General features: G+C 68.0%; 19 protein-coding genes. 4 read left to right on the plus strand and 15 right to left on the minus strand.

Annotation, left to right across the window (positions count from 1 at the left end; translation table 11 throughout):
* Window positions 1-13 precede the first annotated feature (13 nt).
* Complete coding sequence (locus tag BM345_RS21105) at window positions 14-1,858, minus strand: ABCB family ABC transporter ATP-binding protein/permease (protein ID WP_093383212.1); 1,845 nt, start codon at window positions 1,856-1,858, stop codon at window positions 14-16.
* A 41-nt stretch (window positions 1,859-1,899) separates the two neighbouring features.
* Between BM345_RS21105 and BM345_RS21110 the strand changes: the two genes are divergently transcribed.
* Both BM345_RS21110 and BM345_RS21115 read left to right on the plus strand, forming a co-directional pair.
* Window positions 1,900-2,322: an acyl-CoA thioesterase gene (locus BM345_RS21110; RefSeq protein ID WP_093383215.1), complete on the plus strand. Its 423-nt coding sequence runs from the start codon at window positions 1,900-1,902 to the stop codon at window positions 2,320-2,322.
* A gap of 3 nt (window positions 2,323-2,325) precedes the next feature.
* On the plus strand, window positions 2,326-3,609 hold the full coding sequence (locus tag BM345_RS21115) for an alpha/beta hydrolase family protein (protein WP_093383218.1): 1,284 nt from the start codon (window positions 2,326-2,328) through the stop codon (window positions 3,607-3,609).
* A 28-nt stretch (window positions 3,610-3,637) separates the two neighbouring features.
* Here the strand turns inward: BM345_RS21115 and BM345_RS21120 are convergent, their stop codons facing one another.
* The 11 genes from BM345_RS21120 to BM345_RS21170 all read right to left on the minus strand — a co-directional run bounded on the left by BM345_RS21120 (window position 3,638) and on the right by BM345_RS21170 (window position 15,256).
* Entirely contained in the window at window positions 3,638-4,402 is a 765-nt protein-coding gene (locus tag BM345_RS21120; RefSeq protein WP_093383221.1) for an enoyl-CoA hydratase, read from the minus strand.
* Window positions 4,399-5,013 (minus strand): 2-hydroxychromene-2-carboxylate isomerase, encoded by a 615-nt coding sequence (locus BM345_RS21125; protein WP_093383224.1) that lies wholly within the window; start codon window positions 5,011-5,013, stop codon window positions 4,399-4,401. Before BM345_RS21125 ends, BM345_RS21120 begins: the two co-directional genes overlap by 4 nt.
* A gap of 23 nt (window positions 5,014-5,036) precedes the next feature.
* Entirely contained in the window at window positions 5,037-5,786 is a 750-nt protein-coding gene (locus BM345_RS21130) for an SDR family oxidoreductase (protein ID WP_093383227.1), read from the minus strand.
* Between the two features lie 30 nt (window positions 5,787-5,816).
* Window positions 5,817-6,635 (minus strand): acyl-CoA thioesterase, encoded by an 819-nt coding sequence (locus tag BM345_RS21135; RefSeq protein WP_093383230.1) that lies wholly within the window; start codon window positions 6,633-6,635, stop codon window positions 5,817-5,819.
* 28 nt (window positions 6,636-6,663) lie between these two features.
* Complete coding sequence (locus BM345_RS21140; RefSeq protein ID WP_093383233.1) at window positions 6,664-7,560, minus strand: alpha/beta hydrolase family protein; 897 nt, start codon at window positions 7,558-7,560, stop codon at window positions 6,664-6,666.
* A 15-nt stretch (window positions 7,561-7,575) separates the two neighbouring features.
* Entirely contained in the window at window positions 7,576-8,775 is a 1,200-nt protein-coding gene (locus BM345_RS21145; RefSeq protein ID WP_093383236.1) for an acetyl-CoA C-acyltransferase, read from the minus strand.
* 27 nt (window positions 8,776-8,802) lie between these two features.
* Entirely contained in the window at window positions 8,803-11,202 is a 2,400-nt protein-coding gene (locus BM345_RS21150) for a 3-hydroxyacyl-CoA dehydrogenase/enoyl-CoA hydratase family protein (RefSeq protein ID WP_093383239.1), read from the minus strand.
* 21 nt (window positions 11,203-11,223) lie between these two features.
* Window positions 11,224-11,658 (minus strand): DUF2147 domain-containing protein, encoded by a 435-nt coding sequence (locus BM345_RS21155; RefSeq protein ID WP_093383242.1) that lies wholly within the window; start codon window positions 11,656-11,658, stop codon window positions 11,224-11,226.
* A gap of 49 nt (window positions 11,659-11,707) precedes the next feature.
* Window positions 11,708-13,504, minus strand: a complete 1,797-nt coding sequence (locus BM345_RS21160) for an acyl-CoA dehydrogenase C-terminal domain-containing protein (RefSeq protein ID WP_093383244.1) — start codon at window positions 13,502-13,504, stop codon at window positions 11,708-11,710.
* Between the two features lie 75 nt (window positions 13,505-13,579).
* Window positions 13,580-14,281 carry a TetR/AcrR family transcriptional regulator gene (locus tag BM345_RS21165; protein ID WP_093383247.1) on the minus strand — a complete coding sequence of 234 codons (702 nt, stop codon included), beginning with the start codon at window positions 14,279-14,281 and terminating at the stop codon, window positions 13,580-13,582.
* 216 nt (window positions 14,282-14,497) lie between these two features.
* Complete coding sequence (locus BM345_RS21170; protein WP_093383249.1) at window positions 14,498-15,256, minus strand: SDR family oxidoreductase; 759 nt, start codon at window positions 15,254-15,256, stop codon at window positions 14,498-14,500.
* Between the two features lie 110 nt (window positions 15,257-15,366).
* On the opposite strand from BM345_RS21170, the gene BM345_RS21175 reads away from it, so the two are divergent.
* Complete coding sequence (locus tag BM345_RS21175; RefSeq protein ID WP_093383252.1) at window positions 15,367-16,254, plus strand: LysR family transcriptional regulator; 888 nt, start codon at window positions 15,367-15,369, stop codon at window positions 16,252-16,254.
* 34 nt (window positions 16,255-16,288) lie between these two features.
* Here the strand turns inward: BM345_RS21175 and BM345_RS21180 are convergent, their stop codons facing one another.
* Genes BM345_RS21180 through BM345_RS21190 form a run of 3 tightly spaced genes read right to left on the minus strand, consistent with a single transcriptional unit; the run spans window position 16,289 to window position 18,656 of the window.
* Entirely contained in the window at window positions 16,289-17,137 is an 849-nt protein-coding gene (locus tag BM345_RS21180; protein WP_093383255.1) for a fumarylacetoacetate hydrolase family protein, read from the minus strand.
* A 41-nt stretch (window positions 17,138-17,178) separates the two neighbouring features.
* Window positions 17,179-17,925 carry an SDR family NAD(P)-dependent oxidoreductase gene (locus BM345_RS21185; RefSeq protein WP_093383258.1) on the minus strand — a complete coding sequence of 249 codons (747 nt, stop codon included), beginning with the start codon at window positions 17,923-17,925 and terminating at the stop codon, window positions 17,179-17,181.
* Entirely contained in the window at window positions 17,922-18,656 is a 735-nt protein-coding gene (locus BM345_RS21190) for an SDR family oxidoreductase (protein ID WP_093383261.1), read from the minus strand. Before BM345_RS21190 ends, BM345_RS21185 begins: the two co-directional genes overlap by 4 nt.
* Window positions 18,657-18,784: 128 nt before the next feature.
* On the opposite strand from BM345_RS21190, the gene BM345_RS21195 reads away from it, so the two are divergent.
* On the plus strand, window positions 18,785-19,504 hold the full coding sequence (locus BM345_RS21195; protein WP_093383264.1) for a FadR/GntR family transcriptional regulator: 720 nt from the start codon (window positions 18,785-18,787) through the stop codon (window positions 19,502-19,504).
* The last annotated feature ends 50 nt before the right edge of the window (window positions 19,505-19,554 follow it).

A 19,554-nucleotide genomic window follows, 5' to 3' on the forward strand; every position in this document is an offset into this window, starting at 1 on the left:
GAAATTGTGGCTTTCAGAGGATCTGCGGCGCCTCGATCTTCTGCAGCGCCCACATCTGCGCATAGCGGCCCTGGCGGGCGAGCAGTTGGGCATGGGTGCCGCGCTCGACGATCTCGCCGGCCTCCAGCACCAGGATCTCGTGCGCGTCGACCACGGTGGACAGCCGGTGCGCGATCACCAGCGTGGTCTTGTTGCGCGAGGCGCTCTTGAGCTCGGACTGGATCGCGCGCTCGTTGGCCGAGTCCAGCGCCGAGGTCGCTTCGTCGAAGATCAGCACCGGCGGGTTTTTCAGAAGCGTGCGGGCGATGGCCACGCGCTGCTTCTCGCCGCCTGAGAGCTTCAGGCCCCGCTCGCCCACCGTGGTCTCGTAGCCCTTGGGCGTGGCCATGATGAAGTTGTGGATGCGCGCCGCCTTGGCCGCCGCCACCACTTCGTCGTGCGTGGCGCCGGGGCGGCCGTAGGCGATGTTGTATTCGACCGTGTCGTTGAACAGCACCGTGTCCTGCGGCACGATGCCGATGGCCTGGCGCACGCTGGACTGCGTCACCTCGCGGATGTTCTCGCCGCCGATGCGGATGGTGCCCTGCTGCACGTCGTAGAAGCGGTACAAGAGGCGAGCCAGCGTCGACTTGCCCGAGCCCGAGGGCCCCACCACCGCCACCGTCTTGCCGGCCGGGATCTCGAAGCTCACGTGCTTGAGGATGGGCCGGGCCGCCTCGTAGGCGAAGCTCACGTCCTCGAAGCGCACGGTGGCATCGCCGCTGTCGTGCGCGCGCAGGGGCTGCGCGCCGGGCGCGTCGGCCACCTCGCGCTCGCGCTCGAGCAGGCCGAACATCTTGTCGAGGTCAGTCAGGTTCTGCTTGATCTCGCGGTAGATCACGCCCAGGAAATTGAGCGGGATGTACAGCTGGATCATGAAGGCGTTGACCATCACCAGATCGCCCAGCGTCATGTGGCCATCGACCACGCCCTGCGTGGCGCGCCACAGCATCGCCACCAGGCTGACGGCGATCAGCAGCTGCTGGCCGGTGTTGAGCATCGACAGCGTGGTCTGGCTCTTCACCGCGGCGCGGCGGTAGCGCTCCAGGTTCTCGTCGTAGCGCTTTGCCTCGAACTCCTCGTTGTTGAAGTACTTGACCGTCTCGTAGTTCAGGAGCGAATCGACGGCCCGGGTCTGCGCCTTGGAGCCCAGCTCGTTCATCGTGCGGCGAAAGTGCGTCCGCCACTCGGTCACCGTCACCGTGAAGAAGATGTAGAACACCAGCGCCACGCCGGTGATGACCGCGAACCACGGGTCGAAGCGCACCGACAGGATCGACAGCACCAGCACCAGCTCGATCAGCGTGGGCACGATGCTGTAGAGCGAATAGGAGATGAGCGAATGCACCGCCTGCGTGCCGCGCTCGATGTCGCGCGTCATGCCGCCGGTCTGGCGCTCCAGGTGGAAGCGCAGCGACAGCGCATGCAGGTGCCGGAACACCTCCAGCGAGATGCGGCGCGAGGCGCCCTCAGTGGCCTTGGCGAAGACCAGCTCGCGCAGCTCGGTGAACAGCGAGGTGGAAAAGCGCAGCAGGCCGTAGGCCAGCAGCAGGGCCGCCGGCACCACCAGCAGCGCGCGCGGATCGCCGGGCTTGATGGTCATCGCGTCCACCAGGTGCTTGAGCAGGATGGGCACGCCGACGTTGGCGACCTTGGCGCCAATCATGAAGAGCAGCGCGAAGACCACGCGCCACTTGTAGTGCCAGAGGTAGGGAAAGAGCCGCGCCAGCGTGGCGGCGTCGGAACGTTCGGCCAGCGGCGCACCGGGCACCGGACTGGCATGGGAGGGGGATGGGAGGACTTCGCCGCTTCGACGCATGAGGGACAATCGTGGGATTCGTTTTCCCACAGATTGTGCCCATGTCCACCATTTCCAGCGCCAAGCTGTCTCCCACCCTGAAGAGCCTGCCGGCCGACATGGAGCTGGTGCTCAAGGTGATCCCCTTGCCGGCGGACTGCAACGCCAACGGCGACATCTTCGGCGGCTGGGTGATGGCCCAGGTCGACCTGGCCGGCTCGGTGATCCCCGCGCGCTACGCCAAGGGCCGACAGGCCACGGTGGCGGTGAACGAGTTCGTGTTCAAGCAGCCGGTGCGCCTGGGCGACATCCTTTCCTTCTATTCCTCGCTGGTGCGCGTGGGCCGCACCTCGGTCACCGTCAAGGTGGAGGTGTTCGCCGAACGCTTTCTCGCCCAGGGCGAGTACATCAAGGTGACGGAAGCCACGCTGACCTACGTGGCCATCGACGAGACCGGGCGGCCGCGGGCGATCGAGAAGGACTGAGCCATGCGGCGCGCCATCTCCGCGCTCGCCTTGGCGCTCGTGTTCGGCTGGACGGGCAGCGCCGAGGCGCAGACGGCATGGCCAGCCTACATGCCCCAACTGGCCGCAGGGCCGTCAGAAGGCGATCTTGTCGCAGTCTTGCCTTCGGACGTGAAGGTGCTGCCCCCCGACGCGTCGCTCTCGCCTGCCAGGGCCCGGTGGAGCGGTGTCTGGAAGGGTTGGGCCTGCTTCGGCCGGGCTTGCGACGTCCAGGTCGCCGTGGAGCAGGTGTCCGAGCAGCAGGCGACCTTGGCCTATGCCGGTGCCAACGCCGTGCAGGGCCAGATCACCGACCGTGTCGAAGGAAGGTTTGTCGGCGATGAATTCCATGCACAGCTGCGCACGCGCTCCAGGCTGGTGCTTCGACTGCGAGAGGACGGGGACATGGAGATGTCGCTCTGGGACCCGCAGGACAAGCTGCTTTCGGCGGGTGTCCTGACGCAGAAGCCTTTTCGCTACGAGCGGCGCGTCAGCCGCGTTCCCACGCCCTGGATCGAGGACGGCAAGCCGCTGACGCTGGAGTTGGTGAGCTACCTGCCGCCCGGCGGCGGCAAGGGTCCGCTGCCCACGCTCATCTTCAACCACGGCTCCACCGGCGAAGGCAACAAGCCGGAGTGGTTCAAGCAGACGGCCACCAGCCCCGAAGTCGCGCAGTACTTCGTCGACAGGGGCTGGCAGGTGCTGATGCCGCAGCGGCGCGGCCGCGGCAAGTCCGACGGCCTGTACGACGAAGGCTTCGAGCCCGACCGTTCCCGCTATGCGTGCAAGGCCGAGCTTTCATTGCCCGGCGTCGACCGGGCGGTGGCTGACCTCGACGCGGTGATGGCCCATGTGAAGACGCTGCCGGGCGTGGACACGAAGCACTTGATGATCGGCGGCATCTCGCGCGGCGGCGTCCTCTCCGTCGTCTATGCGGGCAAGCGGCCGGACAGCTTCGAGGGAGTCGTCAATTTCGTGGGCGGCTGGGTTGGCGAGCGCTGCGGCTATGCGGACCGCGTCAACCCGGTGCTGTTCCGGCAAGGCGCGGCGTTCAAGGGGCCGGAGCTCTGGCTGTACGGCGACAAGGACCCGTTCTATTCGCTGGACCACAGCCGCAAAAACTTCGAGGCCTTCGAGGCGGCCGGCGGCAAGGGGAGGTTCATGACCTACTCGCCTCGGCCCGGCCAGATCGGGCACTTCATCTCCCAGTCACCCAGTCTCTGGACAGCTGCCATGGATGACTACCTGAAGGAAGTGGACCGGCACTAGGCCTGCCGGCCACCCCTGGGGCCCGCCTTCAGACCTTGCTGAAGTCCGGCTTGCGCTTTTCCATGAAGGCCGTGAAGGCCTCGCGCGCCGCCGGCTCGCGCAGCATGCGGCCGAAGCTCTGGCCTTCCTCGCCCATGCGCTCGACCAGCTGGGCCTGCTGGCCCTTCTTCATCAGGCGCTTGGTCTCGACCAGGGCCGACAGCGGCTTGGCCGCCATCTTGCGCGCCTGCTTCTGGGCGAAGTCGTTGCATTCGGTGGGCGGCACCACGCGGTTGACCAGGCCCACCTCGAGCGCGGCCTCGGCCATGAAGGGCTCGCCCAGCAGCAGCGCCTCGGCGGCACGGTGGTAGCCGAACATCTGCGGCGCCAGCACGCTGGAGGCGAACTCGGGGCACAGGCCCAGGTTCACGAAGGGCATCGAGAAAGCCGCGTTGTCGCCGGCATAGACCAGGTCGCAATGGAACAGCATCGTGGTGCCGATGCCCACCGCCGGGCCGCAGACCGCCGCCACCACCGGCTTCGGAAAGCCCGCCAGCGCGCGCATGAAGCGGAACACCGGCGAGTTCTCGGTGGAGGGCGGCGCATTGAGGAAGTCGCCCAGGTCGTTGCCGGCGCTGAAGATGGTGGCGTCGCCCTGGATCAGCAGGGTGCGCACCGCGTTGTCCGCGGCCGCCTGCTCGACGGCATCGGCCAGCGCGGCGTACATCGCGGCGGTGATCGAGTTCTTCTTCTCGATGCGGTTGAAGGTGATGGTGGTCACACCGGCTTCGGTGTGGACAAGGATGTCGCTCATGATGAGGTGCTCTCTTGGTTTGAAACGAGGGCTTCGCGCACGAAGTCCAGGCGATCCTGGCCCCAGAACATCTGGGTGCCGACGAACATGGTGGGCGCGCCGAACACGCCGCGCGCCACGGCTTCCTCGGTGACGGCGCGCAGGCGGTCCTTCACGTCCTGCTGCTGGGTCAGGGCGAGGATTCTCGCGGCATCGAAACCGGCCTTGTGCAACACGGCCCCGACGGTGGCGGGGTCGTTCATGTTGCTGCCCTCGACCCAGATGGCGCGAAAGACCGCATCCACGTAGTCGCCGAAGCGCGCCGGCTCGTGCAGCTGCATGCCGACCGCGCCGCGCATCAGCAGCAGCGTGTTGATGGGGAAATGCGGGTTGTGCTCGAAGGTGATGCCAAAGCGCGCTGCGCAGCGCTGCAGGTCGGTCATCACGTAAGGGCCCTTGGCGGGCACTTCCACCGGCGAGCGGTTGCCGGTGGCCTGGAACACGCCCCCCAGCAGCATCGGCTTCCACGCCAGCGTTGCGCCCACCTCGGCGGCGATGCGCGGAAGCTGCGTGTAGGCGATGTAGGCGGCGGGGCTGCCGAAGTCGAAATAGAACTCGACGGTCTTGCTCACTTTGGATGTCTCCTCGATCTCTGTCAGAACTTCTCGGACCAGGGGCGCAGGTCCAGCTCGTGCGTCCAGGCGTCGCGCGGCTGGCGGTGCAGCATGGCATAGGTGTCGGCGATGTGCTCGGGGTTGAGGATGCCGTCCTGGTCCTTCAGCGCATAGCGCTCGGGGAAGTTGCTGCGGATGAACTCGGTGTCGATGGCGCCGTCCACCACCACGTGCGCGACGTGGATGCCCTGCGAGCCCAGCTCGCGGGCCATGCTCTGGGCCAGGGCGCGCAGCGCCATCTTGGCGCCCGAGAAGGCGGCGAAGTTGGCGCCGCCGCGCATCGACGCGGTGGCACCGGTGAAGAGGATGGTGCCGCGGTGCCCGCTGGCCGGCATGGGCCGCGCCGCCATGCGCCTGGCCACCTCGCGCGCATTGAGGAAGCCGCCGAAGCAGGCCATCTCCCACACCTTGAAGTACTTGCGTGCGGTCTCGGTGAGGATGCTCTCGGGCACGTTGGCGCCGATGTTGAACACCAGCACCTCGATGGGCCCGACCTCGGCCTCGATTTGCTCGATGAGAGCAACCACCTCCTCTTCCTTGCGCGCGTCGCTGGCGAAGGCGCGGGCGCGGCCGCCCTCGGCCTCGATCTGCGCGACCAGCGGCTGCAGCTTGTCCAGGCTGCGGCGGGTGACGCAGGCGACGTAACCCTCGCGGGCGAAGCGGCGGGCGATGGCGCCGCCGGTGGCGTCACCGGCGCCGACGATCAGGGCGGCCTTGGCGGTCGAAGTCATGGGGCTGTTCCTTAAAGACGCGGCTTCGCGCTATTCCTTGTAATAGACGATCTGGTTGCTGGTGGCCAGCAGTTGGCCGGCCTCGCTCCACAGATGGGCGCTCTGGTCGAAGTAGCCACTGAAGAACTGCTGCGCATGCGCGCGCCCCAGCAGGTAGCCGGTGCCCACTTGCGCCAGCAGCTTCGCATCGGCGTGGAAGTAGGTGGTGAGGGACACGGTGCCGGCCGGCACACGGGTTGCGCGGCGCAGCCACACGCGCGGGAAGAACATGTCGCTCATGGCGGCCAGCGAGGCGAAGTCCAGCGGCCGCTGCGGCGATTCGCGCAGCCACACCCGGCTCTCGCTGTGGGTGCCGCTGCCGTCCCATTCGGTGGGCGGCTTGCCGCTGATGGGGCGCATCTCGTACTGCGACAGCCAGGCCACGCCCTGCGGGCCAATGGAAACGCGGTCCACGTCCGCCGGGCGCGGCACCTCGGGCATGGGCAGGTCGCCTGCGCCCCATGTCTCGCGCCGCAGCGCGGTGAACACGGTGCCGGTGGTGTTGATCTGGCCGTTCTGCGAGATGCTCACGGTCCAGTGCTGCGTGGAGCGGTTGGTGCGCACCGGGGTGGCCTGCACCTCGAAGGCGCCCGCCTCGATGGCAGCGGCGAAGTTCACGGTCAGCGCCACCGGCTCGCCCAGCAGGTCGGGATGCTGCAGGACGGACTGCAGAACGACGGCCGCGGTGGCGCCGCCGAAGGGGCCGACCATGTTCCAGTACTCGGGGCTGGTCTGCCCCGTGAACAGGCCCGACTGCAGGTCGCTGTGCGCCAGGCGCAGGGCCTGGTCGAAGGGATGTGGATGGCTCATGGGGCGCAGTGTGCGTCCGACCCTCCGCTCAGGCAGTCGTCTTTGTGACGCCGCCTTGCTGCACTGCGGCGAGCGCGCCCAGGCGCGAAAGCCGCTCGAGCAGGCCGGGCCACAGGCTCTGGCTAAACTGCTCGCGAAAGAATCCGAAGTGGCCGATGCGCCGCGCCTGCACGTCGGCCGGCGCAATGCGCTCCATCTCCGTGGGAGCACCCGGGTAGAAGCTCAGCAGGCTGCGGGTGCCGGCCTGGGTCATCAGTTCGTCGTCGGTCATCGACAGCGCCAGCACCGGGAAGCGCACGCGGGCAAAGCTGCGCGCGGCCAGTTCGCCCTCGGCGCCCACGCTGTAGCGGGGGTGCAGGCACCACTTGCGCCACTGCAGGATCACGCCGCGCGGCAGGTCGCCGACCTTGCGCAGCCTGCGGCCGGGGAAGTAGCCCCAGATGCGCGTGGCCAGCGGCACCAGCACGAACCAGAAGTACAGCACGCTGCGCTTGAGCCTGGGCGCGTTCTCGCGCCAGTAGCCGCTGCCGGCGGCGATGCTGACGAGGCCATCGACCTGCTCGGGCTTCTGAAGAAATCCTGGCAGCTGCGCGCCCAGGCTGTGCCCCAGCAAGTACAGCGGCTGCCCCGGCCGCGCTACTTTGGCGGCGTCGATCACCGCTTCGTAGTCGCGTGCCCAGTCGAAGAGATCGGCCTTGACACTGCGCAGCGGCGCGCCGTCCAGCGAATCGCCGCTGCCACGGTAGTCGAAGGTCCAGACTGCGTGCCCCTGCTGCGCCAGCCAGGTGGCGAAGGGCTCGTAGAAGGATTGGCGAACGCCCATGGCCCCGCCAATGACGATGCTGGCGCGCGATGCGCCTTCGGGCTCGTAGCGGCGCACGGCGATGCGCGCGCCCTCTTCCACCTGCAACGTCTGCGTCTGCATGCCGCCTCCTTCGCGTCAAACGCGCTCGAAGATCCCTGCGGCGCCCTGCCCCATCCCCACGCACATCGTGACCATGCCGTACTTCAGGTTCTTGCGGCGCAGCGCGTGCACCACCGTGGCCGAGCGGATGGCGCCGGTGGCACCCAGCGGGTGGCCCAGGGCGATGGCGCCGCCCATCGGGTTGACCTTGGACGGGTCCAGGCCCAGCGTGTTCAGCACCGCCAGCGATTGCGCGGCGAAGGCCTCGTTCAGCTCGTACCAGTCGATGTCCTCGTGCTTCAGGCCGGCATAGCGCAGCGCTGCGGGAATTGCCTCGATCGGGCCGATGCCCATGATCGCCGGCGGCACGCCCTTGCTCGCGAAGCTCACGAAGCGGGCCAGCGGCGTCAGGCCGAACTGCTTCACGGCCTTCTCGCTGGCCAGGATCAGCGCGCCGGCGCCGTCCGAGGTCTGCGAGCTGTTGCCGGCCGTCACCGAACCGCGCGCCGCGAACACGGTGCGCAGCTTGGCCAGGCCTTCGATGCTGGTGTCGGGGCGCGGGCCTTCGTCCAGCGTGACGATGCGGCTCTTGGCGATGGCCTCGCCCGTCTCCAGGTTGGCCGTGCGGTCGGTCACCTCGATGGGGGTGATCTCGTCCTTGAACTCGCCAGCCTGCTGCGCGGCGATGGCACGCTGGTGCGACTGCAGGGCGAAGGCGTCCTGCGCCTCGCGGCTCACCTTCCACTGCTGCGCCACCTTCTCTGCCGTCAGGCCCATGCCGTAGGCGATGCCCACGTCGCCGTCGCGCTCGAAGATCGAGGGCGAGAGCGAGGGGGCGTTGCCCATCATGGGCACCATGCTCATGCTTTCCACGCCGGCGGCGATCATCACTTCGGCCTCGCCCACGCGGATGCGGTCGGCGGCCATCTGCACGGCCGAGAGGCCCGACGCGCAGAAGCGGTTCACCGTGATGCCGCCGATGGAAGTCGGCAGGCCGGCCAGCACCGCGCCGATGCGCGCCACGTTCAGGCCCTGCTGCGCCTCGGGAATGGCGCAGCCGCAGATGATGTCCTCGATGGCCTTCGGGTCCAGGCCCGGCGCCTGGGCGAGGGCCGCCTTCAGCGTGGTGGCCAGGAGGTCGTCCGGGCGGGTGTTGCGGAAGTAGCCGCGGTGCGAACGGCCGATGGGCGTGCGGGTGGCGGCGACGATGTAGGCGTCTTGAACTTGCTTGCTCATTTGATGTTCCTTGGCGTGCGGCGCGCTTCAGTTGCGAACCGGCTTGCCGGTGCTCAACATGCCCATGATCCGTTCCTGCGTCTTGGGATGCAGGATCAGCGAGCAGAAGGCCTTGCGTTCCAGCGTCATCAGGTATTCCTCGGTGACGAGCGTGCCGGCATCGACGTCGCCGCCGGTCAGCACGCCGGCGATCAGGCCGGCGATATGGAAGTCGTGCGCGCTGATGAAGCCGCCGTCGCGCATGTTGACCAGCTGGCCCTTGATGGTGGCGGCGCCGGAGCGGCCGGCCACCTTGAACTTGCGCTTCATGGGCGCGCGCCAGCCGGCCTCGCTCATGGCCTTGACCTGTTGCAGGGCCACGTAGAGCAGCTCGTCCTTGTTAGGCACGACCACGTCGCTGTCCAGCAGGTAGCCCAGCTGGCGCGATTCCAGCGCGCTGGTGCCCACCTTGGCCATGGCGGCCGCGGTGAAGCCTTCGGTGAGGAAGGGCAGCAGGTCGGTACCGGTCGAGGCTTCGGCGCGCTCGGCTGCGCGGCGGGCGATGTAGGTCAGGCCGCCGGCGCCGGGCACCAGGCCCACGCCCACTTCCACCAGGCCGATGTAGCTTTCCATCGCGACGACACGCGCCGACGAGTGGATGGCCAGTTCGCAGCCGCCGCCCAGGGCCAGGCCGCGCACGGCCGAGACCACCGGAACGCCGGCATAGCGGATGCGCAGCATCACTTCCTGCAGTGCCTGCTCGGCGCCTTCGACCGCGCCGATGCCGGCCACCACGAAGGCGGGCAGCATGGCCTGCAGGTCGGCGCCGACGGAGAACTTGTCGTCCGGCGACCAGATCACCAGGCCCTTGAATTCCTTCTCGGCCAGTTCCACTGCACCGGCCAGCGCCTCGGCCACGTCGGGGCTGATGGCGTTCATCTTGGAGTGGATACTGGCGATCAGCACTTCCTCGTCCAGCGTCCAGACGCGCACGTCGCCTTCGTCGCTGATGGTGCGGCCCGAGTCCTCGGCCTTGGGCGCATTGGCGCCGCGCACGCTCTCGGGAAAGAGCTGGCGCGCATGCACCGGCAGGCGGCGCTGTGGCACGAAGCGGCTTTCAGCGGCGCTCCACGAACCTTCGGGCGTGTGCACGCCACCGGCGCTGGCCACGGGGCCTTCGAACACCCAGGCGGGCAGTGGTGCGCTCGACAGCGCCTTGCCTGCGTCGATGTCTTCCTTGATCCACTGCGCCACCTGCGTCCAGCCGGCTTCCTGCCACAGCTCGAAGGGGCCCTGCTGCATGCCGAAGCCCCAGCGCATGGCGAAGTCCACGTCGCGCGCGCTCTCGGCAATGGTCGCCAGGTGCACCGCGGCGTAGTGGAAGCTGTCGCGCAGGATGGCCCACAGGAACTGGCCCTGCGCGCCTTCGCTTTCGCGCAGCAGCTGCAGGCGCTGCGCGGCCGGCTTCTTGAGCATGCGGCCGTAGACCTCGTCGGCCTTGGCGCCGCCGGGCACGTAGTCGCCCTCGGCCAGGTCGAAGCGCAGGATGTCGCGGCCCACCTTCTTGTAGAAGCCCGCCTTGGTCTTCTGGCCCAGGTTGCCCTTCTCGATCAGCGCGGCCAGCACTGGCGGCGTGGCGAAGTTGGGATAGAAGGGGTCGCTCTTCTCGTCGAGGTTGTCCTGCAGCGTCTTGACGACGTGGGCCATGGTGTCCAGGCCCACCACGTCGGCGGTGCGGAAGGTGCCCGAGCTGGCGCGACTCAGCTTCTTGCCCGTCAGGTCGTCGACCACGTCGGAGGTCAGGCCGAACTTCTCCACTTCCTTCAGCGTGGCCAGCATGCCGGCGATGCCGACGCGGTTGGCGATGAAGTTGGGCGTGTCCTTGGCGCGCACCACGCCCTTGCCCAGCACGCTGGTGACGAAGGCCTCGAGGTCGTCGAGCACCTGCGGCTGCGTGGTCGGCGTGTTGATCAGCTCGACCAGGAACATGTAGCGCGGCGGGTTGAAGAAGTGGATGCCGCAAAAGCGCGGCTTCAGCTGCTCCGGCAGCGCCTCGCTCAGCTTGGTGATCGACAGGCCCGAGGTGTTGGAGGCCAGGATCGCGTGCCTGGCCACGTGGGGCGCGATCTTCTTGTAGAGGTCGAGCTTCCAGTCCATGCGCTCGGCGATGGCCTCGATGACCAGGTCGCACTCACCCAGCTTGGCGATGTCGTCCTCGTAGTTGGCCTGCTCGATCAGCTCGGCGTCCTGGGCCACACCCAGGGGCGAGGGCTTGAGCTTCTTCAGGTTCTCGACGGCGCGGGTGACGATGCCGTTCTTCGGGCCCTCCTTAGCCGGCAGGTCGAACAGCACGACCGGCACGCGGACGTTGACCAGGTGGGCCGCGATCTGCGCACCCATCACGCCGGCGCCGAGCACGGCGACTTTCTTCACTTGGAATCTGGACATGGTGTGAATTTCTTGAATGGGTTACTGGACACGGTTCCAGGTCTGGGTCCGCCAGAAGGGGCCGAGGTAGCCGCGCACTTCCAGCTTCTTGCCGCCCTCGATGGGCGTGAAGCTGGCGCGGTATTCCTTGCCGTTCTCGGGGTCGAGGATCTTTCCGCCTTCCCAGACGTCCCTGCCTTCAGCCTTGGCGCCGCCGCGGATGATCTCCAGGCCCGCGATGGGCTTGGCCTTGCGGTCGTCGGTGCACTCGTCGCACACGGCGTCGGGCTTGGCGTCCTTGCGCAGGGTCTTCTCGATGCGGCCGTTGAGCGCGCCGGCCTTGTCGACGATGCGGATCTCGGCCTTCGATTCACCGGTCTTGTCGTCGACGCTGCGCCAGACGCCCACCGGGCTCATCTGGGCGAGGGCCGCGCTGGTGCCGGCCAGGAAGAGAACTGCTGCGAGACAACGCTTCATGTATCGGCCTCCGGGCTCGGCGTTCAGGGTTGGAACCGCGTGCAAGCGATCAGGCGAGGGCCGCCTCGGTATCCATCAGCGGCTTGGCGCCGGCGCGGGCCGTCAGCATCAGCGTCGCGGTCTCGGGGAAGAGCTTGGCGAAGTAGAAGCGCGCGGTCTGCAGCTTGGCGACGTAGAAGGGGTCCTGGTTGCCGGCGGCGATCTCGCGCAGGGCCACCTGGGCCATGCGGGCGAAGAGGTAGCCGAACACGAAGTGGCCGGCCACGCGCAGGTAGTCCACCGCGGCGGCGCCCACCTCGTCGGGGTCTTGGAAGCCCTTGAAGCCGATCTCGGTCGTGAACTTGGTGAGCTTGTCGCCCAGCACCGCGATGGGGGTGATGAATTCGGACATCTTCTCGTTGACGCCCTCTTCTTCCACCAGGCGGCCCACCAGCTTGCCGAACTTCTTCAGCGAGGCGCCGTTGTTGCCCAGGATCTTGCGGCCCAGCAGGTCCAGCGACTGGATGGTGTTGGTGCCTTCATAGATCATGTTGATGCGGTTGTCGCGCACGAACTGCTCCATGCCCCATTCCTTGATGAAGCCGTGGCCGCCGAAGACCTGCATGCAATGGTTGGTCGCGATGTGGCCGTTGTCGGTGATGAAGGCCTTGACGATGGGGGTCAGCAGCGCGACCAGTTCGTCGTTGTCCTTGCGCACCTTCTCATCGGGGTGGTTGTGGGCCTTGTCCAGCAGCAGCGTGCAGAAGATCTGCAGCGCGCGGCCGCCTTCGGCATAGGCCTTGGCCGTCATCAGCATCTTGCGCACGTCGGGGTGCACGATGATGGGGTCGGCTTCCTTGTCCTTGGCCTTCACGCCCGACAGGGAGCGCATCTGCACGCGGTCCTTGGCATAGGCCAGCGCGTTCTGGAAGGCCACCTCGGTCAGGCCCAGCGACTGGTTGCCCACGCCCAGGCGGGCGGCGTTCATCATCACGAACATCGCGGCCAGGCCCTTGTTGGGCTCGCCGACCAACGTGCCGGTGGCGCCTTCGATCACGATCTGCGCGGTGGCGTTGCCGTGGATGCCCATCTTGTGCTCCAGGCCGGCGCAGAAGATCGGGTTGCGATCGCCCAGCGAGCCGTCGGCCTTCACGTGGTACTTGGGCACGGCGAACAGGCTGATGCCCTTGCTGCCCTTGGGCGCGTCGGGCAGGCGGGCCAGCACCAGGTGGATGATGTTCTCGGCCATGTCGTGCTCGCCGGCCGAGATGAAGATCTTGTTGCCGGTGATGCGGTAGCTGCCGTCGGCCTGCGGTTCGGCCTTGGTGCGCAGCAGGCCCAGGTCGGTGCCGCAGTGGGGCTCGGTCAGGCACATGGTGCCGGTCCATTCACCGCTGGTGAGCTTGGGCAGGTAGGTCTTCTTCTGCTCGGCCGTGCCGTGCGCGTGCAGGGCCTCGTAGGCGCCGTGCGAGAGGCCGGGGTACATGGTCCAGGCCTGGTTGGCGCTGTTGAGCATCTCGTACAGGCACTGGTTCACCACGAAGGGCAGGCCCTGGCCGCCGTACTCGGGGTCGCAGGACAGCGCCGCCCAGCCGCCTTCGACGAACTTGCCATAGGCTTCCTTGAAGCCCTTGGGCGTTGTGACTTCGTGCGTGAGCTTGTCCAGCTTGCAGCCTTCCTCGTCACCCGAGATGTTCAGCGGGAAGGTCACCTCGGCGGCGAACTTGCCGGCTTCCTCGATCACCGCGTTGATGGTGTCGACGTCGACGTCGGCATGCGCCGGCAGCGCCTTCAGCTCCTCGGTCACGTTGAGCACCTCGTGCATGACGAACTGCATGTCGCGGAGGGGCGGGGTGTAGGCTGGCATGCGAATCTCCTGGAAAGATCAGAGGAAAGATAAAGGGACGGAAAGAAAGAAAGCGATGGATCCGGCGCGGGCGGCTCAGGCCACCTTGGCGCGCGCGGCGCGCGGCGCGGATTCGGTCCGGGCTGGCTCGGCATCGGCGGCCGGCGCACCGGGCGCGCTGCTGCGCGCGATGATGTTGGCGAAGCCCGCGTTGGCGCGCCTCATCGATTGGGGGTTGCGCAGGAAGCGCGCCTCGTAGTGCAGCGCCAGGATCAGCGCGTGGATCTCGAAGGCGATCTGCTGTGCGTCGGCATCGGCGCGCAGGTGGCCTTCTTCGGCCGCCTGCTCCACCGAGCGCAGCATGGCGGCCAGCCAGATGTTCACCGACTCGGCCAGCGCGTCGCGCACCGGGCCCGGACGGTCGTCGAACTCCACCGCGCCGCTGATGTAGATGCAGCCCGAGTCGATCTCGGTGGAGGTGCGCTTCATCCAGTTGGCGAACAGGGCGCGCAGGCGCGGCAGGCCGCGCGGGGCGGTCAGGGCCGGGTAGAACACTTCCTGCTCGAAGCGTGCGTGGTACTCGCGCACCACGGAGATCTGCAGTTCCTCGCGCGAGCCGAAATGGGCGAAGACGCCCGACTTGCTCATCTGCGTGACCTCGGCGATGGCGCCGATGGACAGGCCCTCCAGGCCGATCTGTGCCGCCAGGTTCAGGGCCGCGTCGATGATGACGGCCTTGGTCTGCTGGCCCTTTTGCGGGGCGCGGACGGCCTTGGCGGGAGCAGCGGTGGCGGGCATGGTCACGGTTCCGGAATAAAACGAACGGTCGTTCTATTTTGCAAAACTTTGTGGCCAAAAGGAAGTGCAAAGACCCGCACTCATGGCGGGTCTTTGGTGGTGACGCGAGGGGTGGCGCCTGCCGCAGGCACGTGTTCAGAGGTGCCAGTCCCCTGGGCGAACGGCGGGTGCGTCGGCCGCTCGCCGGCCCTGGGCCAAGGCAGGGCCGGGCGCCGGTCAGAAGTCCTGCGACACCGGCCGCAGCACGACCTCGTTGATGTCCACCTCGGCCGGCTGCTCCACCGCGTAGACGACGGCACGCGCCACCGAGTCGGCCGGGATCTGGCTGGCCTCGTAGAAGGCCTTCACACCGGCCGCCGTCTCCGCGTCGCTGGTGCCGAACTTGAGCTCGGACTCCACCGCGCCGGGCGAGACGATGGTCACGCGCACCCCGCTGTTGCCCACCTCCACCCGCAGGCCCTCGGAGATGGCGCGCACGGCGTACTTGGTGGCGCTGTAGACGGTGCCGATGGGCGTGAACACCTTCAGCCCGGCGATGGAGGCGATGTTGACGATGTGCCCGCTGCCCTGCGCCTTCATGCGCGGCAGCACCGCGGCGATGCCGTAAAGCACGCCCTTGATGTTGACGTCGATGGTGCGGTCCCACTCGTCGACCTTGAGCTTCTCGATGGGCGACAGGGGCATCACGCCGGCGTTGTTCACCAGCACGTCGATACGACCGAAGGCCTCGACCGTGGCGGCGGCGAGCTTCTCCAGGTCGGCGCGCTTCGCCACGTCGGTGGCGACGGCGATCGCCTCGCCGCCGGCCTCGCGGATCTCGGCGACCACCTTCTCCAGGCGGTCGGTGCGGCGCGCTGCCAGCACCACCTTGGCGCCGCGAGCGGCCAGGTGGCGGGCCGTCGATTCGCCCAGGCCGCTGCTGGCACCGGTGACGATGGCGACCTTGCCGCGGATGTTGTCTTGAACGGTTGTCATGGTGATTTCCTTTGCTGCTGCGTTGAAGGGATGGCTGCAGTGTGGAAAATGCGCGCATTCCCGTAAATGAAACTCTCGCGAGTTCAGAATTCCCCTTCAAGGAACACCGCATGTCCAACCGCCTCGATGCCCTGCGCGTCTTCTGCTCCGCCGCAGACGCCGCCAACTTCCGCGATGCCGCCGTGCGGCTGTCGGTGTCGCCCCAGGTCGTGACCCGTGCAGTACGCGAACTCGAGGAGGAGCTGGGCGAGCCGCTGTTCCACCGAAGCACGCGCGGCGTGCAGCTCACCGACTTCGGCCGCCAGCTCGTCGGGCGCGCGCGCGAGGCGGTGGGCGGCGTGGATTCGCTCTTTCATCGCACCGACCGACGCGCCCTGTCGCAGCACGCCGGCACGGTGCGCGTGACGGCACCCAACGTGTTCGGCCGGCGCCTCATCCCCCAGGCGCTGGCGAAGATGCTGGCCGAGCACCCGGGCCTGGTGCTGGACCTGCGGCTGTCGGAAGAGCATGCCGACGTGGTCGACCAGCAGATCGACATTGGCGTGCGCGCCGGCCCGGTGCGGGATGCCCGCTTCGTGGCGCGCACGGTGGGGAAGATGGCGCTGCACGTGGTCGGTGCGCCGTCGCTGATCGCGCGCGTCGGAGCGCCCACGTCGCTGGCGGAACTGGCGACCCTGCCGCAGACGGCCCTGATGGACCGGGGCTCGGGCCGGCCCTGGCCATGGTTCTTCGGCAAGGGGCGTCAGGTGGCACCGAGCGCGCCGGCCTTCGTCACCGACGACGTCGATGCGGAATGCGCGGCGGTCGTGGCCGGCCTGGGGTTCGGGCAGCTGGTGGGCCCGCTGGCCGAGCCGCTGCTGCGCTCGGGCGAGCTGGTGGCGGTGTTGGAGGCCGAGGCGCCGGAGCCCTGGCCCATCACCGTCTACCGCTCGCAGCGCTCGCCGGTGCCGGCGCGCGTGCGGCTGGTGTACGACGAGCTGGTGCGCGCGCTTCGCTGAATCAACAGGCGAAGCGCGCTGCCCTGCTTGTTCTTCAGAGCTTGAAGGGCACCACTTCCTGGCGCTGCTCGCCCAGGCCCTCGATGCCCAGGGTCATGACGTCGCCCTTCTTGAGGTACAGCGGCGGCTTCATGCCCAGGCCCACGCCGGGCGGGGTGCCGGTGGTGACCACGTCGCCGGGCTCCAGCGTCATGAACTGGCTGAGGTAGCTCACCAGCTTGGCCACGTTGAAGATCATGGTCTTGGTGGAGCCGGTCTGCATGCGCTTGCCGTTCACGTCCAGCCACATCGCGAGCTTCTGCGGATTGGCGATTTCATCGCGCGTGACCAGCCAGGGGCCGATGGGGCCGAAGGTGTCGCAGCCCTTGCCCTTGTCCCAGGTGCCGCCGCGCTCGATCTGGTACTCGCGCTCGCTCACGTCGTTGATGGTGCAGTAGCCGGCCACGTAGTTCAGCGCGTCCTTCTGCGAGACGTAGCGCGCCTGCTTGCCGATGACGAAGCCCAGCTCGACTTCCCAGTCGGTCTTCTTCGAGCCCTTGGGCAGCATCACCGGGTCGTTGGGGCCCTGGATGCAGGAGATGGCCTTCATGAACACCACCGGCTCGGCGGGAATCGGCAGGCCCGATTCGGCGGCGTGGTCGGCATAGTTCAGGCCGATGGCGATGAACTTGCCGACCTTGGCGACGGGGCAGCCGTAGCGGGGCTTGCCCCTGACCAGCGGCAGCTTGTCCGTCTTGACCTTGGCCAGCTTGGCCAGGGTGGCGTCGCCGAGCTGCTCGGGGCCGATGTCCTTGACCACGCTGCTCAAATCGCGCAGTTGGCCGTTGGCGTCGATGAGGCCGGGCTTTTCCTTGCCGGGGTTGCCGTAGCGGACCAGTTTCATGTCTTGTTCTTCCTTGGGTTGTGGTTTGTTCGTGCCGGATGCTAGTACGTGCTGCGGCCGCCGGAGAGGTCGAAGGTGGCGCCGGTGGAGAAGGAGCAGTCTTCGGTGCAGAGCCACGCAACCATCGCCGCGATCTCCTCCACCTGGCCGAAGCGGCCCATGGGGATCTTGGAGAGCATGAAGGCGATGTGCTGTTCTGTCATCTGGTCGAAGATGGCCGTCTTGACCGCGGCCGGTGTCACGCAGTTCACGCGGATGTCGGTGCCGGCCAGCTCCTTGCCCAGCGACTTGGTGAGCGCGATGACGCCCGCCTTGCTCGCGCTGTAGGCGCTGGCGTTGGGGTTGCCTTCCTTGCCGGCCACCGAGGCGATGTTGACGATGCGCCCCCAACCCTGGCTGCGCATCTGCGGCACCACCTCGCGGCAGCAGATGAACAGGCCGGTGAGGTTCACGTCCATCACCTGGCGCCAGGCGTCGACCGGGTAGTCCCACACCGTGGTGTTGGGGCCGGTGATGCCGGCGCTGTTGACCAGCGCGTCGATGCGCCCGGCCTGTGCCAGCGTGCCCGCCACCGCCTTGGCCACCGAGGGCTGCTGCGACACGTCCACCGCCAGTGCGGAGGCCTTGTCGCCCAGCGATGCAGCGGCCTTCGCGGCGGCGTCGCCATCGCGGTCCCAGAGGGTGACGCTGCCGCCCGAATCGATCAGGCGCTTGGCAATGCCGAAGCCCAGCCCGGTCGCACCGCCGGTGACCACCGCATGGCGGCCGGCGAAATCGAGCTGGTTCATATGGTCATGCCCCCGTCGGCCGCGTAGGCCTGGCCGGTGACGAACTGCGATTCGTCGCTGGCCAGGAAGACGATGACCGGCGCGATTTCCTCGGGCAGCGCCAGCCGGCCCATGGGCTGGCGGGCGACGAAGGCCTTGCGCGCTTCCACCGGGTCGTCGTTGGCGTTGATGCGGTCGGCCAGCGAGGGCGTGTCCACCGTGCCGGGGCACACCGCATTGCAGCGCACGCCGCGCGTCACGTAGTCGGCGGCCACGCTCTTGGTCAGGCCGATGACGGCCGCCTTGGTGGTGCCGTAGACGCAGCGGTTGGGCAGGCCGCGGATGCTGGAGCACACGCTGGCCATGTTGATGATGCTGCCGCCGCCCTGCGCCAGCATGCCGGGCAGCACCGCCTGGATGGCCCAGAACTGAGCGCGCACGTTCAGGTAGAAGGCGAACTCCAGCTGGTCGTCGGTGGCCTGGTCGATGGCGCCGTTGTGCACCACGCCCGCGCAGTTGAAGAGCACGTCCACCTTGGGCATGCGCGACACCAACGACTGGATGGCGGACTTGTCGAGCACGTCCAGGCGCGCGGCCGTGATGTTGGCCACGCCGGCGAAGCGCTCGAGCAGCTTCTCGTTCACGTCGGTGGCCCAGACCTGGGCGCCCTCTGCGGCCAGCGCCAGCGCGCTCGCATGGCCGATGCCCTGGCCGGCCGCGGTGACCAGCGCCGTCTTTCCCTTGAGTCTCATGTGATGGCTTCTCCTGATGGGGCCCTCCGGGTTAGGCCCGATGGGTGGGTGGCAAGACGCAGCGTATTCTGAATTGGCCTGACCACTTGTCCAATTCAGGACAACCCCTAACCCATCCAGATCCACGCGTGCCCCTGCAACTCGTCGAGCCCCAGCGCCTGTACCGCCAGATTGCCGAGCAGCTTCGCGCGCTGATCGCCAAGGGCGAGTTCAGCGTGGGCGCCCGGCTGCCGGCCGAGCGCGACCTGGCACGCCAGCTGGGCGTGAGCCGCCCCTCGGTGCGCGAGGCGCTGATCGCGCTGGAGGTGGAAGGCTGGGTGGAGGTGCGCACCGGCTCGGGCGTGTACGTGCTCGAGCGCTCGCAGCCCGCCGCGGCAGGCAAGCTGCCCGATGTGCGGCAGGCCGAGTGGGGGCCGCTGGAACTCATCCGCGCCCGCCGCGTGGTCGAGGGCGAGACGGCCGCCATCGCTGCCCTGCAGCGCAAGGCCCGCCACGTCGACGCAATGACGCAGGCCATCGAGGTCATGCGCGCCAAGGCCGACGGCGGCGTGATGCCGCTGGACGGCGACCGGGCCTTCCACCTGGCCATTGTCGACGCCTGCGACAACGCGGTGCTCACCGAGACGGTGCTGGGCTTCTGGGACTCGCGCAAGGGCCCCATCTTCACGCGACTGGGCGGCTACTTCGAGACGGTGAAGTCCTGGCGCAGCGCCATCGCCGAGCACGAGGCGATCCGCGACGCCATCGCCGCGCGCGACGCCGATGCGGCGCGCAGCGCCATGCACACCCACATGGACAAGTCCCACACGCGCTTCTCGGCCAGCTGGCGCCGGGCCAGGCCGGGCTGATCTCTTTCCGTTTCCCGCTCGCACACTTCATTCGACAAATCAACCACGGA

The organism is Variovorax sp. OV329, assembly GCF_900114785.1.
In the GTDB taxonomy this organism is placed as follows: domain Bacteria; phylum Pseudomonadota; class Gammaproteobacteria; order Burkholderiales; family Burkholderiaceae_C; genus Variovorax.

Excerpts from the sequence above, each read along its gene's own strand:
- BM345_RS21105 (WP_093383212.1), bottom strand. The coding sequence starts at position 1,858 with ATGCGTCGAAGCGGCGAAGTCCTCCCATCCCCCTCCCATGCCAGTCCG.
- BM345_RS21110 (WP_093383215.1), top strand. The coding sequence starts at position 1,900 with ATGTCCACCATTTCCAGCGCCAAGCTGTCTCCCACCCTGAAGAGCCTG.
- BM345_RS21115 (WP_093383218.1), top strand. The coding sequence starts at position 2,326 with ATGCGGCGCGCCATCTCCGCGCTCGCCTTGGCGCTCGTGTTCGGCTGG.
- BM345_RS21120 (WP_093383221.1), bottom strand. The coding sequence starts at position 4,402 with ATGAGCGACATCCTTGTCCACACCGAAGCCGGTGTGACCACCATCACC.
- BM345_RS21130 (WP_093383227.1), bottom strand. The coding sequence starts at position 5,786 with ATGACTTCGACCGCCAAGGCCGCCCTGATCGTCGGCGCCGGTGACGCC.
- BM345_RS21135 (WP_093383230.1), bottom strand. The coding sequence starts at position 6,635 with ATGAGCCATCCACATCCCTTCGACCAGGCCCTGCGCCTGGCGCACAGC.
- BM345_RS21140 (WP_093383233.1), bottom strand. The coding sequence starts at position 7,560 with ATGCAGACGCAGACGTTGCAGGTGGAAGAGGGCGCGCGCATCGCCGTG.
- BM345_RS21145 (WP_093383236.1), bottom strand. The coding sequence starts at position 8,775 with ATGAGCAAGCAAGTTCAAGACGCCTACATCGTCGCCGCCACCCGCACG.
- BM345_RS21150 (WP_093383239.1), bottom strand. The coding sequence starts at position 11,202 with ATGTCCAGATTCCAAGTGAAGAAAGTCGCCGTGCTCGGCGCCGGCGTG.
- BM345_RS21155 (WP_093383242.1), bottom strand. The coding sequence starts at position 11,658 with ATGAAGCGTTGTCTCGCAGCAGTTCTCTTCCTGGCCGGCACCAGCGCG.
- BM345_RS21160 (WP_093383244.1), bottom strand. The coding sequence starts at position 13,504 with ATGCCAGCCTACACCCCGCCCCTCCGCGACATGCAGTTCGTCATGCAC.
- BM345_RS21165 (WP_093383247.1), bottom strand. The coding sequence starts at position 14,281 with ATGCCCGCCACCGCTGCTCCCGCCAAGGCCGTCCGCGCCCCGCAAAAG.
- BM345_RS21170 (WP_093383249.1), bottom strand. The coding sequence starts at position 15,256 with ATGACAACCGTTCAAGACAACATCCGCGGCAAGGTCGCCATCGTCACC.
- BM345_RS21175 (WP_093383252.1), top strand. The coding sequence starts at position 15,367 with ATGTCCAACCGCCTCGATGCCCTGCGCGTCTTCTGCTCCGCCGCAGAC.
- BM345_RS21180 (WP_093383255.1), bottom strand. The coding sequence starts at position 17,137 with ATGAAACTGGTCCGCTACGGCAACCCCGGCAAGGAAAAGCCCGGCCTC.
- BM345_RS21185 (WP_093383258.1), bottom strand. The coding sequence starts at position 17,925 with ATGAACCAGCTCGATTTCGCCGGCCGCCATGCGGTGGTCACCGGCGGT.
- BM345_RS21190 (WP_093383261.1), bottom strand. The coding sequence starts at position 18,656 with ATGAGACTCAAGGGAAAGACGGCGCTGGTCACCGCGGCCGGCCAGGGC.